At 56.5% G+C, this 15280-nt stretch carries 17 protein-coding genes; 16 read left to right on the top strand and 1 reads right to left on the bottom strand.

Going from position 1 to position 15280, the window contains the following annotated elements:
* Positions 1 to 9 precede the first annotated feature (9 nt).
* From AC1MEA_RS20625 to AC1MEA_RS20695, 15 genes are all read left to right on the top strand, one after another.
* Positions 10 to 279 (top strand): MmoB/DmpM family protein, encoded by a 270-nt coding sequence (locus tag AC1MEA_RS20625; RefSeq protein ID WP_219061758.1) that lies wholly within the window; start codon positions 10 to 12, stop codon positions 277 to 279.
* Between the two features lie 15 nt (positions 280 to 294).
* A complete protein-coding gene (locus AC1MEA_RS20630; RefSeq protein ID WP_480417216.1) occupies positions 295 to 1815 on the top strand; it encodes a YHS domain-containing protein in 1521 nt (506 codons plus the stop codon).
* Between the two features lie 66 nt (positions 1816 to 1881).
* Positions 1882 to 2238: a phenol hydroxylase subunit P4 gene (locus tag AC1MEA_RS20635; RefSeq protein WP_219061760.1), complete on the top strand. Its 357-nt coding sequence runs from the start codon at positions 1882 to 1884 to the stop codon at positions 2236 to 2238.
* A gap of 14 nt (positions 2239 to 2252) precedes the next feature.
* Positions 2253 to 3314 carry a 2Fe-2S iron-sulfur cluster-binding protein gene (locus AC1MEA_RS20640; RefSeq protein ID WP_480417217.1) on the top strand — a complete coding sequence of 354 codons (1062 nt, stop codon included), beginning with the start codon at positions 2253 to 2255 and terminating at the stop codon, positions 3312 to 3314.
* A 216-nt stretch (positions 3315 to 3530) separates the two neighbouring features.
* Positions 3531 to 4991 carry a 2-hydroxymuconic semialdehyde dehydrogenase gene (locus AC1MEA_RS20645; protein ID WP_480417218.1) on the top strand — a complete coding sequence of 487 codons (1461 nt, stop codon included), beginning with the start codon at positions 3531 to 3533 and terminating at the stop codon, positions 4989 to 4991.
* A 7-nt stretch (positions 4992 to 4998) separates the two neighbouring features.
* Positions 4999 to 5796 (top strand): 2-oxopent-4-enoate hydratase, encoded by a 798-nt coding sequence (gene dmpE / locus AC1MEA_RS20650; RefSeq protein WP_449636148.1) that lies wholly within the window; start codon positions 4999 to 5001, stop codon positions 5794 to 5796.
* Positions 5793 to 6596 (top strand): 2-oxo-3-hexenedioate decarboxylase, encoded by an 804-nt coding sequence (gene dmpH / locus AC1MEA_RS20655; protein WP_449636147.1) that lies wholly within the window; start codon positions 5793 to 5795, stop codon positions 6594 to 6596. The genes dmpE and dmpH overlap by 4 nt, the downstream gene beginning before the upstream one ends.
* Positions 6597 to 6620: 24 nt before the next feature.
* Positions 6621 to 6833, top strand: a complete 213-nt coding sequence (locus AC1MEA_RS20660) for a tautomerase family protein (protein ID WP_322179314.1) — start codon at positions 6621 to 6623, stop codon at positions 6831 to 6833.
* Positions 6830 to 7744, top strand: a complete 915-nt coding sequence (locus tag AC1MEA_RS20665) for an acetaldehyde dehydrogenase (acetylating) (RefSeq protein WP_219061766.1) — start codon at positions 6830 to 6832, stop codon at positions 7742 to 7744. The genes AC1MEA_RS20660 and AC1MEA_RS20665 overlap by 4 nt, the downstream gene beginning before the upstream one ends.
* On the top strand, positions 7744 to 8799 hold the full coding sequence (gene dmpG, locus AC1MEA_RS20670) for a 4-hydroxy-2-oxovalerate aldolase (RefSeq protein ID WP_219061767.1): 1056 nt from the start codon (positions 7744 to 7746) through the stop codon (positions 8797 to 8799). Before AC1MEA_RS20665 ends, dmpG begins: the two co-directional genes overlap by 1 nt.
* 58 nt (positions 8800 to 8857) lie before the next feature.
* On the top strand, positions 8858 to 9613 hold the full coding sequence (locus AC1MEA_RS20675; protein WP_449636145.1) for an SDR family oxidoreductase: 756 nt from the start codon (positions 8858 to 8860) through the stop codon (positions 9611 to 9613).
* Positions 9614 to 9676: 63 nt separating this feature from the next.
* The gene (locus AC1MEA_RS20680; RefSeq protein ID WP_219062031.1) at positions 9677 to 10105 is read left to right on the top strand and encodes a tautomerase family protein; all 429 of its coding nucleotides are present in this window, start codon (positions 9677 to 9679) and stop codon (positions 10103 to 10105) included.
* Positions 10102 to 10560 (top strand): GlcG/HbpS family heme-binding protein, encoded by a 459-nt coding sequence (locus AC1MEA_RS20685; protein WP_480417219.1) that lies wholly within the window; start codon positions 10102 to 10104, stop codon positions 10558 to 10560. Before AC1MEA_RS20680 ends, AC1MEA_RS20685 begins: the two co-directional genes overlap by 4 nt.
* A 9-nt stretch (positions 10561 to 10569) precedes the next feature.
* Entirely contained in the window at positions 10570 to 10866 is a 297-nt protein-coding gene (locus AC1MEA_RS20690; protein WP_219061769.1) for a 2Fe-2S iron-sulfur cluster-binding protein, read from the top strand.
* 189 nt (positions 10867 to 11055) lie between these two features.
* Positions 11056 to 12825, top strand: a complete 1770-nt coding sequence (locus AC1MEA_RS20695; RefSeq protein ID WP_480417220.1) for an acyl-CoA dehydrogenase C-terminal domain-containing protein — start codon at positions 11056 to 11058, stop codon at positions 12823 to 12825.
* A 50-nt stretch (positions 12826 to 12875) separates the two neighbouring features.
* Here the strand turns inward: AC1MEA_RS20695 and AC1MEA_RS20700 are convergent, their stop codons facing one another.
* The gene (locus AC1MEA_RS20700; RefSeq protein WP_480417221.1) at positions 12876 to 14123 is read right to left on the bottom strand and encodes an acyl-CoA dehydrogenase family protein; all 1248 of its coding nucleotides are present in this window, start codon (positions 14121 to 14123) and stop codon (positions 12876 to 12878) included.
* Between the two features lie 128 nt (positions 14124 to 14251).
* On the opposite strand from AC1MEA_RS20700, the gene AC1MEA_RS20705 reads away from it, so the two are divergent.
* Positions 14252 to 15265 (top strand): GlxA family transcriptional regulator, encoded by a 1014-nt coding sequence (locus AC1MEA_RS20705; protein ID WP_480417222.1) that lies wholly within the window; start codon positions 14252 to 14254, stop codon positions 15263 to 15265.
* The last annotated feature ends 15 nt before the right edge of the window (positions 15266 to 15280 follow it).

A 15280-nucleotide genomic window follows, 5' to 3' on the forward strand; every position in this document is an offset into this window, starting at 1 on the left:
GAGGTTTCTATGTCGACTGTGTTTATTGCATTGCAAACCAATGAAGAGACCCGCCCCATTATCGAGGCGATTGAAATAGATAACCCCGAGGCCGTGGTCAATCGTGAACCGGCGATGGTCAAGATCAATGCGCCTGGCCGTTTGGTCATTCGCCGAGAAACCATTGAAGAACAGCTGGGCCGCAGCTTTGATATGCAAGAGTTGAATATCAACCTGATCACGCTCTCCGGCAACGTCGTTGAAGACGAAGACTCCTTGACCCTGACCTGGGGCAACTAAGCGAGATTATTTAGCATGGACATGAAAGCAAATAATAAAAAAATGAATGCGAAAGAAAAGTACCGCCTGTTGACGCGTGACTTGGCATGGGAACCGTCTTATCGCACCGAGGAAGAAATCTTTCCCTACATTGCCTATGAAGGGCTGAAGATCCATGACTGGAACAAGTGGGAAGATCCGTTCCGCTTGACCATGGATGCGTACTGGAAGTATCAGGCGGAAAAAGAGCGCAAGTTTTACGCGATTATTGACGCCCATGCGCAGAATAACGGTCATCTGAATATTACCGATGCACGCTATCTGTCGGCCTTGAAAATATTTCTGCAGGCCATCAGTCCGGGTGAGTACGCCGCGCACAAAGGGTTTGCCCGTGTGGGCCGCGAGTTTCGCGGTGTAGGGACGCAAGTGGCCTGTCAGATGCAAGCCATTGATGAAATTCGCCACGCCCAGACGCAAGTCCACGCGCTGTCCAACTACAACAAGTTCTACAACGGCTTCCATGCGTTTGCTGATCAGCGTGACCGCATCTGGTACACGTCCGTGGCGCGTTCGTTCTTTGACGATGCGATGTCTGCCGGTCCGTTCGAGTTCATGATCGCCATCGGCTTCTCGTTCGAATACGTGCTGACCAACCTGCTGTTCGTGCCGTTCATGTCCGGCGCCGCTTACAACGGTGACATGGCCACGGTGACTTTCGGCTTCTCGGCCCAGTCGGACGAAGCACGGCATATGACCCTGGGGCTTGAATGCATCAAGTTCATGCTCGAGCAGGATCCGGACAACCTGCCCATCGTTCAGGGCTGGATCGACAAGTGGTTCTGGCGCGGCTTCCGGGTTCTAGGCCTGGTCAGCACCATGATGGATTACATGCTGCCCAAGCGCGTCATGTCGTGGCGCGAGGCGTGGGATATTTATGGCGCAGAGAACGGCGGCGCGCTGTTCAAGGACCTGGCGCGCTACGGTATTCGTCCACCGAAGAGCTGGGATGACGCCGAAGCAGGCATCGATCACATGTCGCACCAGTTCATGTTGGGTCTTTACCAGTGGAGCTTTGGTACTGCCTTCCATGCATGGATCCCCTCGGATGAGGACCTGCAATGGTTATCTGCCAAGTACCCCACCACGTTCGACACGTATTACCGGCCACGCTGGGAACATATCAAGAAGCTGGCGGACGCAGGCACGCCGTTCAAGAACTTTGGCCTGGCTAAATTGTGCCAGTGCTGCCAGTTGCCGACGGTATTTACCGAGCCTAATGATCCGACGCTTACTTGCCATCGTGAAGTTGAATATAAAGGCGACACGTACCACTTCTGCTCTGATCATTGCCTGGAAATCTTCAATAATGAGCCGGAGAAATATATCCAGGCCTGGCTGCCCATGCCTGCACTCTTCCAAGCGCCGCTCAATGGTGATCTGGCTGCCTGGATGGATTGGGTTTCGCTGAAAGATGGTCAGGACAATGGCGATTTTGCCGACTCCCAGGACCGCCACAACTTCGAACTGTGGCGTGGTCTGGCAACGTCGAACCAGTAAGCCTCTAAAAGGGGGTGGTCGTTGGTTGAAGCGACCACGCCCCAACACAATAATAAGGAGAACAAAATGCCTGTAGTAGCCCTTAAAGAGTACGTAGGCGTTGCCCGTGATCGCGTTGAGAATTTCAACGGCAAACAGCTGGTGTACGTCAGTTGGGATCACCATCTGCTTTTTGCTGCCCCGTTCCTGCTTTGTCTGCCGCCGCAGACGACCTTCGCCGAGTTGATTCAGGTCGCCCTCGAGCCGCTGCTGCAAGCGGATCCGGACACCGCAGCAATCGACTGGCGCTCTGTTCAGTGGCTCAAGGGCAACCGGCCTTGGGTGCCCGACTTCGATCTCAGCCTGGCCGAAAATGCTATCGGCCACAAACATCAGCTGCGGTTCAGTACGCCGGGCCTCAACACTATTTGCGCAGTTAGCTGAGAAGGGGACGGGCTATGAGTTACGAGCTGACGATTGAACCACTGGGTCAGACCATCGAGATCGAAGAAGGTCAGACCATTCTCGATGCGGCTCTGCGGGCCGGCATCTACCTGCCTCACGCCTGCTGCCACGGCCTGTGCGCGACCTGCAAGATTCAGGTGGTGGATGGCGAGATTGAGCATGGCGAGGCCTCCAGCTTTGCCCTGATGGATTTTGAGCGCGAAGAGAAGAAGTGCCTGGCCTGCTGCGCTACCGCCGAGAGCGACCTGGTGATTGAGGCGGAAATCGATGAAGACCCGGATGCCGAGAATCTGCCGGTACGCGACTTCCCCGGTACGGTCAGCCGCATCGAAACCCTGACGCCCACCATCAAGGGTGTATGGATCAAGCTCGACGATCCGGCTGGAATGCGCTTCCAGGCCGGTCAATACATCAATCTGCAGTTGCCTGACGGTATTGGCAGCCGGGCATTTTCGATTGCCAGTGCGCCTACTGAGGGCGGCGAGATCGAGCTGAATATTCGTATCGTGCCCGGCGGTCGCGGTACGGGTTATGTGCACGAGCAGGTGAAGGTCGGCGAGCGCATGGGCATCACCGGCCCCTACGGTCGCTTCTTTGTGAAGAAGTCGGCGCATATGCCGGTGATCTTCATGGGCGGCGGTTCCGGGCTTTCCAGCCCGCGCTCAATGATTCTGGATTTGCTGGCGGAAGGCTTTGAACTGCCGATCACCCTCATCTATGGCCAACGCCATCGTGGCGAGCTGTATTACCACGACGATTTCCTCGCCATGGCTCAGCAATACGCGAACTTCAACTACGTGCCCGCGCTCTCCCATGAGCCGGAGGACTCTGGCTGGGAAGGGTTCCGTGGCTTTGTGCATGACGCCGCCAAGGCGCACTTCAAAAATGATTTCAGGGGGCACAAGGCTTACCTGTGCGGTCCGCCTCTAATGATTGACTCCTGCATCAGCACGCTGATGCAGGGACGCCTGTTTGAGCGCGACATCTATACCGAGAAGTTTATCTCGGCGGCGGATGCTCAGCAGGTCCGCAGTCCCTTGTTCAAGGCTATCTGATCGCGCCGACAAGCGCTCTCTACAGGTGAGTTAAGGGAGCTTGTCTGGGCTGATTTTGTTACCTCAGTGTCAATACCCTGTAGGTATCAGAGTTGGCAAAATAAAGTATTAGCCGGTATTGCCTGGCTTTTCTAGACTCGCTTTCAGGGACTAATACCCGCTGAACCTGGGCAAGGTGCAGCGGGTAGTCATACAGAACAACACCCCGGAGCTTCCATGCGCCAGATTGAAAATTTCATCGCCGGTGAGTTTGTCGGCGCTGCCAGTGGCAAACGTTTCGACAAGCGTTCACCGGTCGATAACAGGGTTATTTGCTCGATCAGTGAAGCCGGACGCGGCGAGGTAGATGCCGCCGTCAGCGCTGCACGTAATGCCCTACAGGGCGAGTGGGGTGGTCTTACCACGGATCAACGCATTGAGTTGCTCTACGGCGTAGCTAACGAAATCACCCGCCGCTTCGACGACTTCGTTGAGGCCGAGATGTCCGACACCGGCCAGCCGGAGCACGTCATGAAGCACGTGTTCATCCCGCGCGGGGCGGCCAACTTCAAAGTGTTCGCCGACGTGATCAAGAACGTCGCCAGCGAATCCTTCCAGATGGAAACGCCTGATGGTCGCGGCGCCTTCAACTACTCGATTCGTCGCCCCAAGGGTGTGATCGGCGTGATCTGTCCGTGGAATGCCCCGTTCATGCTGATGACCTGGAAAGTAGGTCCGGCGCTGGCCTGCGGTAATACCGTGGTGGTCAAACCGTCCGAAGAGTCGCCACAAACGGCGGCACTGCTGGGTGAAGTGATGAACGCAGTGGGCATCCCCAAGGGGGTCTACAACGTAGTGAACGGGTTCGGGCCTAACTCCGCTGGCGAGTTCGTCACCCAACACCCGCACGTCGATGCCATCACCTTTACCGGCGAGACCCGCACTGGCGCGGCCATCATGAAAGCCGCTTCCGAAGGCATGCGCGATGTGTCGTTCGAACTGGGTGGCAAGAACGCCGGCATCGTGTTTGCCGATGCCGACTTTGATTCGGCGGTTGAGAGCTTCTCACGCTCGGTATTCCTCAACTCGGGCCAAGTCTGCCTGGGCACCGAGCGGGTGTATGTCGAGCGTCCGATTTTCGAGCGTTTTGTCCAGGCCCTGAAGGTCAAGGCGGAGGCGGTCAAATATGGTCGTCCTGATGATCACCATGCCAACTACGGCCCGCTGATCAGCCAGGAGCACAAGCAGAAGGTGTTGTCTTACTACCGCAAGGCTGTGGAGGAGGGCGCCACCCTGGTGACCGGTGGCGGTGTGCCTGATATGCCGGCGGATCTGGCCGAAGGTGCCTGGGTGCAGCCGACTATCTGGACCGGCCTGCCGGAAACAGCCTCCGTTGTGCAAGAAGAAATTTTCGGACCGTGCTGCCACATTTCGCCGTTCGACAGCGAGGACGAAGTTGTGCAGAAAGCCAACGCGACCGATTACGGCCTGTCGACCACCCTCTGGACCTCTAATTTATCTCGTGCCCACCGCATGGCGGCGCGGATCGACGTTGGCATCACCTGGATCAACAGCTGGTTCCTGCGCGATTTGCGCACCCCGTTTGGCGGTTCCAAACAGTCGGGCATCGGTCGTGAAGGCGGCGTTCATTCGCTGGAGTTCTACACCGAAACCCGAAATATCTGCGTGAAACTCTGAGGCCCTTATGGACAAGCAAAAGATCGAGCATTACGGCGATGAGCTTTATCAAGCTTTCGTCTCCCGTCGCGCCGTTGCGCCACTGCTCACCCGTGAGCCAGAGATCACCCTTGAGGATGCTTACCGTATCCAGGAGCGCTTTGTCGCTCGGCGGCTGGCGGCGGGTGAAACCATAGTCGGCAAGAAAATCGGTGCGACCAGCAAGCCTGTGCAGGACTTTCTCGGCGTCTATCAGCCGGACTTCGGCATGCTCACGTCGGCCATGGTTTTTCAAGAGGGCGACACCATCGACCTCAGCCAGTTGATTCAGCCGAAAGCCGAAGCCGAGCTGGCCTTTGTGTTGAAGCACGACCTCAAGGGGCCAGGCATCACCGCGATGGACGTGATCCGTGCGACGGACTACGTGGTGCCTTGTTTCGAAATCGTCGATTCACGCATTACCGACTGGCAAATCAAGATCCAGGACACCGTTGCGGACAATGCCTCTTGCGGCGTGTTCGTCCTGGGTAAAACCAAGGGCGATCCGCGCAAGCTAGATATCACTCTGGCAGGCATGGTGCTGGAGAAGAACGGCGAGTTGTTCTCTACCGGCGTGGGTGCTGCGGTGCAAGGTTCACCGGCGAATGCTGTGGCCTGGCTGGCCAATACCCTGGGTGCGTTGGGTATTCCGTTCAAGGCAGGCGAGGTGATCCTCTCGGGTTCCCAGTCTTCGCTGGTACCGGTGATAGATGGGGATGAATTGGTGTGTACCGTCGGCGGTCTTGGTAGCTGTCGCGTCAAGTTTTCCGGGAGGAGCGCAGTATGAGTAGCAATCTGACACTGTTGCGTGAGGACATCGTTCGCCTGTGCGAGCGGGTAGAAGGTGCGCAGACCCGCGCCTATGCCATCCCCAAGCTGACCGACGAATACCCGAACATGACCATCGCCGATGGTTATGCCGTGCAGAGCGAGCTTCGTCGTCGCTTCATCGAAAAAGGCCACAAGCTGGTGGGCTGGAAAGCCGGGCTGACGTCGAAAGCCAAGATGCAGCAGATGGGTGTCAACGTGCCCTCGATCGGCTTTTTGACCGATCGCATGGCCCGCCCCGAGAGCTCGGCCATCTCCACTTCAGACCTGGTGCATCCACGGGTTGAATGCGAAGTGGCTTTTGTTATGAAGAGTGACTTGCAGGGGCCTGGTTGCACCGCCCAGGACGTCTTGGCGGCGACCGACTACGTCCTCCCGGCGGTCGAAATCATTGATTCGCGATTTTCCGGATTCAAGTTCGATCTGGCCAGTGTGATCGCCGATAACGGTTCTTCCGCGCGCTTTGTCGGAGGCGGACGTGCACGTTATGTCGATGATCTGGACCTCAAGACCCTTGGCGTGGTGATGGAGAAAAACGGCGAGATCGTCGCTATGGGTGCCTCTGCGGCAGTCATGGGACATCCGGCCGAAGCCATCGCCATGCTGGTGAATATCCTGGCGGATATGGGCGAGATACTGCCGGCCGGCAGCTTCGTGATGAGTGGTGGCATCACCGAGGCCCTTGCGGTGAAACCAGGCGACAGCATTGTGGCTCGCTTTCAGGAGCTGGGTACCGTGTCGATGCGTTTCGTTGAATAACGACAAAAACGAAGAGAATCAAGCATGCCAATTATCGAAATGCACATGGTAGAAGGCCGCACGGCTGAGCAGAAGAGCCGCGTTGCAGCAGCCGTCACCACGGCGGTTTGCAACAGTCTGGAGTGTGCTCCAGAAACAGTGCGCATCCTCATTACCGAGCACGGTAGCGACGAGTTTTACGTGGCCGGTATGAACATGGCACAGCGCGCCGCGAAGAATAAGGAACAATCTCAATGAAGAAGATCAAGTGTGCACTCATAGGCTCAGGCAACATCGGCACTGACCTGATCTACAAAATCTTGCGCAGCCCAGTGCTTGAACCTGTCTGGATGGTCGGCATCGACCCCGAATCCGAGGGTTTGGTGCGCGCTCGCGCCATGGGTTTGAAAACCACCCATGAAGGCGTGGACGGTCTTCTGCCGCACGTGCTTGAAGATGGCATTCAGATCGCTTTTGACGCTACCAGCGCCTATGTCCATGCCGAAAACAGCCGCAAGCTAAACGCCCTTGGCGTGCTGATGATTGACCTTACCCCAGCGGCTATCGGCCCGCTGTGCGTGCCACCGGTGAACCTGCGAGAGCACGCGGAGAAGCTGGAGATGAACGTCAACATGATCTCCTGCGCTGGCCAGGCCACTATCCCGATCGTCAATGCCGTCTCCCGTATTCAGAGCGTCGAGTATGCCGAGATTGTCGCCAGCCTGGCGTCCAAGTCGATTGGCCCGGGCACCCGTGCCAACCTGGATGAATTTACCAACACCACCTCAAGCGCCATTGTGAAAGTCGGTGGCGCTCGCAAGGGCAAGGCGTTGGCCATTATCAACCCGGCCGACCCACCGATGATGATGCGCAACACCATCTATTGCCTGACGGATGACGAGCCGGATAGAACCCGAATCACTGAGTCGATTCTGAAGATGATCGTCGAGGTGCAGAAGTACGTGCCGGGCTACCGCCTGGTCAACGGACCTGTTTTTGAAGGCAAGAAAGTCTCCGTGTTCCTGGAAGTGGCGGGCCTGGGCGACTACCTGCCGACCTATGCCGGCAATCTGGACATCATGACGGCGGCCGCTACCCGTACTGCAGAGATGTTTGCCGAGGAAATTCTCGCCGGCAAGATTCAGCTTAAAGCTTCGGAGGTCGCGTAATGAGTCAGTCCCCCCGTTCCAGCCTCAAGGGCCGCAAGGTAATCCTGCACGACATGTGCTTGCGCGACGGCATGCACGCCAAGCGTGAACAGATCAGTGTCGAGCAGATGGTCAAGGTCGCTACCGCGCTGGATGACGCTGGCGTGCCTTACATTCAGGTCACCCATGGCGGTGGTCTGGGCGGCAATTCGCTGCAGCATGGTTTTGCCCCTCATACGAATGAGGAGTACATCAGCGCAGTAGCACCCAAGATGAAACAGGCCAAAGTATCAGTCCTGCTCATTCCAGGGCTCGGCACCATGAAGGAGCTGCACTCGGCGTTCGACTGCGGTGCGCGAAGCGTGCATGTGGCCACCCACTGCACCGAGGCGGACACCTCGCCCCAGCACATCGCCTATGCCCGCAAGCTGGGGATGGATACCTCAGGCTTTTTGATGATGGCGCACCTCAATGATGCTGCCGGCATCGCCAGGCAGGGCAAGCTGATGGAGTCCTACGGCGCGCAGACGGTGTATGTCACCGACTCTGCCGGCTACATGCTGCCTGACGATGTAAAAGCACGTATTGGTGCCCTGCGTGAGGTGCTCAATCCAGAGACCGAGATCGGTTTCCACGGCCATCACAACCTGGGCATGGGCGTGGCCAACTCCATCGCCGCCATCGAAGCGGGCGCGAGCCGCATTGATGGTTCCGTGGCTGGTTTGGGCGCCGGTGCTGGCAACACGCCGCTGGAAGTGTTTGCCGCGGTGTGCGAACGCATGGGCATCGAAACCGGCACGGACCTGTTCAAGCTGATGGACGTAGCAGAAGACATCATCGTACCCATGATGGAGCACATCGTGCGGGTTGACCGTGAGTCGCTGACGCTCGGCTATGCAGGTGTCTACTCGACATTCCTCCTGCATGCCAAGCGCGCAGGCCTGCAATTTGGCGTCCCGGCGCGCGACATTCTGGTCGAGTTGGGCCGCAAGAAAATGATCGGTGGCCAAGAGGACATGATCTTCGACACGGCAATGACCATGGCCAAGGCCCGCGGCGTCGTTCTTCCCACCTGAATAGACTTCGGGGCATGTGATGCATGCTCCGAACCCGAAACTTAACGGCGGGTGGACGATGAACTCACGTAATGAATTAGCGGTGGTGGTGGGTGCAACTGGCGCCTTTGGTAAACAGATCGTTGCGCGTCTGTGCGCCAACGGATTGGACGTCGTCGCAGTGGCCCGCAGTTCAGCGGCTATTGATGAGCTGAGCCGGATTCACCCTGGGGTCATCCCTTGCGTTGCCGACATTTCTGCCGACGAGTCCATTGCGCATATCCGAAACGTGCTGGATCGGCCGGTACGGATGATTGTCCATGGCCCCGGCGTGGCGGTCGTAGGCGGCGTTCTTGACGCCCCTACGTCTGCGCTGGCAGATGCTGTCAATATTAAAGTCGGCGGTCTGTTGCGCCTGACCCGTGCTGTGGATGCGAGTCTCGTCAAAGGATCTCGTCTCGTCGCTATCGGTGGACACTACGGTTTTGAACCCACGGCATACGCGGCCTCCGCTGGCGTTGCAAACGCAGCCTTGGCGAACGCGATACGTCAGCTCAGTCTGGCTTATGGCTCGCGAGGTGTGACGGCGCATCTTATTGCGCCGGGACCTGCGGATACGGAACGTCTGCACAAAGTGGCCGCAGACCGGGGAAGGCAGCGTGGTGTCAGTACTGAAACTGTTCTGCAGGAGATGTGTCGTGAGTCCTCCATCGGTGCTTTCACGACGCCGGAGCAAGTGGCTTGGGCCGTTAGTGTGTTGCTAGCGCCCGAGGCTGACGCGATGACCGGATCCACGTTGATGCTGGATTCTGGACGACGTCGCGGTTTGCCCTGATGTGCTTTGGGTCGAGTGAATAAAAAAATAAATAAATATAAGAATAGGTATGAGGCCTTAAAAATGCCGGTAGTGAATTTCCATCTCGTTGAAGGGTATTGTTCTGCTGAGCAAAAAACGCGTTTGCTCCAGGATGCCTCGCGTCTTTACAGCAAGGTTTTACAGTCACCGATGGAGCGGGTGCGGGCCATCATCACCTTGCATACAGCTGATGAGTTTGCCGTTGCCGGAGACTGTGTAAGTTCCCATCGACTGCATGCGCCGTACTTCGAGTTCATCGTGCTCGAAGGACGCCCATTGGACGAGCGTCAGAAGTTAATGACCGGGTTTACGTCCTTGCTGGTCGAAATATTAGCAGTTGATCGGAACGTTGTGCGGGGTAGGTGCATCCGGGTTGAACCACAGGACTGGTCGATTGGCGGCATTGGCGCAGATGTCTTACGCGAACAGGAAATCTGTGCGCGTGCTGCAAAGCTTGAAGTTCGCGGATGAGTACTGAAGAGCTTTATACCGACGGAGTCGCCACTCTGAGTTGGGTGGGCGCTTCCCTTGCGGTTGAGTCGGCATTGACCCGCGCCGAACGGCTGGGGATCAAGATCAACGCTGCAGTGGTCGATCGTAACGGCAATACGCTCGCCTATCTGCGTATGAGTGGCGCTTTTCTACACTCAGAGGGACTGGCCGTCGACAAGGCTTATACGTCCGCCAGTTTTGGTTTTGCGACCAGGGAGTGGATGGGGAAAATTGGTGACGATGAGCGACTGCGCATTGGTATCACCAGCCGTCCGCGTCTTGTTGTGCTCGGTGGTGGCGTTCCTATTATCGCGGGCGGTATTTGCATGGGCGGTATTGGGGTCTCGGGGGGCACTGAAGAACAAGACGAGGTGTGTGCCAATGCCGCTTTAGAGGCTCTTGGACTCTTGCCGACAGTCACTTCCACTGAGTGAGAACGGGCCATGGAATATCAAGTACTGATCGAAGACACCGGAGAGCATTACGCCTGTGATGAGCGTGAGTCGGTTCTGCATGGAATGGCTCGTCTTGGCCGTCGTGGCATTCCATTGGGATGCCGGGGCGGTGGATGTGGCATCTGTAAAGTCCAGATTCTCAACGGCGCCTTTGAAGTAAAGGCCATGAGTCGCGCACATGTCAGCGTAGAAGAACTTGCCGCCGGCACGGTATTGGCTTGCCGTGTAATGCCTCAGAGTGACTTGTGTGTGCACGTTGTCGGAAAGATGAAAAAACAGTTTTAACGCATTGCGGCGGTTTGGCGAAAGACCACCATTCCTCGAATGGAAAAGGTGAGGGCGCCTGATCGTGAGTGTATTAATCACACACTTCATAATGAGCCACGGCACTTAAAACTTTCGCGATACGCTGACTAACGTTATTTGAATTTTTTACACCTGCTGCATGCGGGTGTCCGTTTGAGTCGAGATGTGATGCCCCACTATAATGCTCCGCTGCGAGATCTACGCTTTGTGCTGAACGAAGTGTTCGATGCCCCTGGTCTCTGGGCGCGCCTGCCAACACTGGCTGAAACAGTCGATATTGATACCTCTGCCGCGATTCTTGAAGAGGCAGCGAAGGTTACCTGTCAGCTCATCGCTCCGCTCAGCCGCCACGGGGATGAGGAGGGTGTCAAGTGGCAGGCGGGTGCCGTTACAACTCCGTCTGGATTTAAACACGCTTACGCCACCTATATAGAGGGTGGTTGGGTTGGGTTGTCAGGCAATCCCGCCTATGGCGGTATGGGCATGCCCAAGATGCTTTCTGTGGCCTTCGATGAAATGCTCTACGCGGCCGATTCCAGTTTCGCTTTGTACTCTGCACTGAGTTCCGGGGCCTGCCTGGCTATCGACGCACATGCTAGCGACACCCTCAAAAGCATCTATTTGCCGCCCATGTACGAAGGCCGTTGGGCGGGCTCCATGTGTCTGACCGAGGCTCATGCAGGTAGCGATCTCGGCATGATTCGCACCGTTGCTAAAACTCGGGAAGATGGCAGCTACAGCATTACCGGAAGCAAGATATTTATCACCGGGGGCGAGCAGGATCTGACTGAAAATATAATCCATCTGGTGCTGGCCAAGCTGCCTGGCGCGCCCGCTGGGGCCAAGGGAATTTCACTGTTCCTGGTGCCCAAGTATCTGGTTAATGCTGACGGTAGCTTAGGCGTACGCAACGCAGTTAGCTGCGGTTCGATCGAACACAAAATGGGTATTAATGCCTCCGCCACTTGCGTGATGAACTTCGACGGCGCCGAGGGGTACCTGATCGGTGACGCTAACAAGGGTCTCTCGGCGATGTTCACCATGATGAACTACGAGCGATTGTGCATTGGCATTCAAGGGATAGGTTGCGCAGAGGCTTCCTACCAAACTGCGCTGAGTTACGCCCGCGAACGTATTCAGAGTCGTGCGCCAAGCGGACCGGTGATGCCAAGTAAGCTTGCTGATCCAATCATTGTCCACCCTGATGTGCGCCGTATGTTGCTGAGTATGAAGGCGATGACAGAAGGGGGTCGCGCCTTTGCGTGTTACGTCAGTCAGCAACTTGATCTCGCCAAGTTCAGCGACGACGCTGCTGAGGTAAACAAGGGCGAAACACTGGCTGCCTTGCTGACTCCGGTGGCCAAGGCGTTCTTTACTGACACTGGCCTGGAGAGCTGTATTCACGGCCAGCAAGTGCTGGGTGGACATGGCTATATTCGCGAGTGGGGACAAGAGCAGTTGGTCCGTGACGTGCGTATTGCGCAGATATATGAAGGCACCAACGGCATTCAGGCCCTGGATTTGCTGGGACGTAAAATCGTCGGCAACGGCGGCGCTGCACTACGGATTTTTGCTCAAGACATACGTGCCTTTGCTGCCAGCAGCCTATCGTTTACCAATCAGTTGCTGGAGGCTCTGGACCGCCTGGAACGCGTGAGTGACTGGTTGCTCAGCCAAGCCAAGCGGAACGCGAACGAAGTCGGCGCGGCTTCGGTGGAATACCTCCACCTATTTGGCTACGTTGCCTATGCCTTCATGTGGGCACGAATGGCATCGGTAGCGCAGGCCAGACTCAGCGAAGACGAAGGTTTCTATGGCGGAAAACTGGCCACTGCAGAGTTTTTCTTCGCACGTTTGTTGCCGCGTACCTTGGGGCTTGAAGCCAGCATCCGTGCCGGCAGTGCTTCACTTTTTAGTCTGGCGGCCGAGCAGTTCTAAGACAGTTGCGCGTTTATGCGGCAATCTTATATTGAGGCGGTGCTGACAAATCAGCCTGTGATGTCTTTACCGAAGATGGCGCGCGCAATGACCAGCTTTTGAATCTCATTGGTGCCCTCATAGATTTCCGCGATTTTGCAGTCGCGGTAAATCTCCTCGACGCGGTAGTGCGAACCATCCGCTGCGAGTTCGCGCATGAAGCCGTATCCGCCAAAGATCTGTACGGCATCACGGGCGAATTCACCGGCGAGGTTAGTGCCATACCATTTAGCCATTGCGGCCTCTGGCTCAGGGAAGGTGTGTCCCTCGTCCATGTGTAACGCGGCTTTGAGATACAGATTGCGGGCGTTCTCGATTTCAGTGGCACGCTCAGCCATCTTGAACTGCCAGTGCTGGAACTGCGCGATTGCTTTTCCGAAAGCCCTGCGGGTCTTGAGACGCGCGGCACTGTGGTCAAACAACGCCTGGGCCATGCCGGCGCCACTCGCAGCGATGCCAACCCGTCCATAAGTCAGCGTTTGCAAGGCGATCTTGAGCCCTTGACCCGGTTGGCCAACAACGTTCTCCACGGGCACCTTGACGTTATCGAAGTAGATATCAGCCGTCAGTTGGCCGTTATTGCCCATTTTCTTGTCAGGTTCGCCGACCCGAACACCCGGCCAATTCAATTCGACCACTAGCTCGGTCATGCGCTCTCCGTCTACACAGAGCAGCACAACAAAATTGGCGACCGGGGCGTTTGTGATGTAGCGCTTACGGCCATTGACGATGTAGCCACCCTCGGTACGCGTGGCGAGGGTGCGCATGGCGTCGATGCTAAGGTCGGTACTGGCATCCGGTTCGGTAGTGGCGAAGCTGCCGATCTGTTCACCGCTGAGCAGGGGCCTGAGATAGCGTTGCTTGATCAGGTCTGACCCGTGTTTAAGCGCATTGCCTGCGAGAATGCAGTGCACATCAACGATGGCGGCTACCGAATTTGAATGGTAGGCCAGCTCTTCGATCATCACTGCGGTGGCGGTGGCGGGGTACTTGAGCCCGCGTCCGCCAACATCGGCCGCAAAGGGAATCCGGAACAGGCCAGCTTTGGCCATCTTGGCGAACAAGTCACGAGGGAAGGCCGCGACAGACTCCTCGGTGTGGCCAATTGCATACGCTACGGGTGCAACATGCTCATCGGCAAAACGGCGAACCTCCTGCCGAATGGCCAGGATTTCCTCCGGCGTATTCAGGTCGTGGTACAGGCTGTCCTGGTAGCGAGTAATCGTCGAGTTGGCGGGCGCGTCAGAAGCATTTGTCATCAGTGATCTCTTATGCAGATTGGGAACAAACCTTGCGATAAATATAAAGAGCCTCAGGTGATGGTGTAATAGGCAAAAATGACAGTAATTATGCGAATATCGCCAAGTCGACTTAAAAAGGTTCCGCCATGCCTACCGCTGCGATTCTGGGATTTGATGATTCCTATGCCTCCGTAATTGGAGGTTTTGCTGACATGCTTCAGGTCGCCAATGCGCATATGTCAAAGCAAGGGATGCCATCGACCGGGCTGTTTGAATGGCATTTCATTTCGCAGAACGGGCTACCTGTGCGTGCCAGCAACGGACTTGAACTTGCCATGCGCCCCCTGCCGGAAAACCGGTATTACGATCTGGTCTTTATTCCCAGCGTGCATTATCGAGGCTGGGAACATTTCGAGAACTTCCTGGAAAATCAGCTGGCCGTACGTGCCTGGTTGATTAAGCAATGGAAGCAAGGCGCATGGCTTTGTGCGAATTGCACGGGCACCTTTCTGCTCGCCGATACGGGGCTGCTCGATAACAAAATGGCGACAACCACCTGGTGGCTGGAGGGGCATTTCCGCGAGCGATTTCCGCAGGTCGATCTGCAAATGCGCCCGATGGTGACTGAGTCTGAGCGTCTGGTATGTGGTAGCGCACATGCCACGTTTCTATTGCAAGCTGTTCACGTGCTCAACAAATTTGCGGGAAAGGCCATCGCCATGCAATGCGCTCGCAGCATGCTGATCGATTTGACCCAAACGACGCAGACGCCACTGCAACCGCTTATTGCCGACAAGACACACAACGATCCCTTGATTCAACGCGCACAGAAGTGGCTTCAGGATCACTTGGCGGAACAGGTACGTATGACGGATCTGGCACAGAGGTTGGCCGTCAGCGAGCGAACCTTGATACGCCGTTTCAATAGGGTGCTTGAGCAGTCACCGCTAACCTATTTGCAGAACTTGCGCATCGACACGGCGCGCGCGTTGCTGGAGGCTGGTGACCTGAGCACTGAGCAAATCGCCCACTACGTTGGATATAGTGACATCAGCTCTTTTTCGCGCCTGTTTCGTGAGCGAGTGGGATTCACGCCAGGAGCCTACCGCGCTCGGTTTCAGTTACTGGAGGCTGATCAGCACCATGACGTTGAATCATGAGTGTGCGATGCCTGG

This window comes from Pseudomonas sp. ASL8 (genome assembly GCF_056680355.1).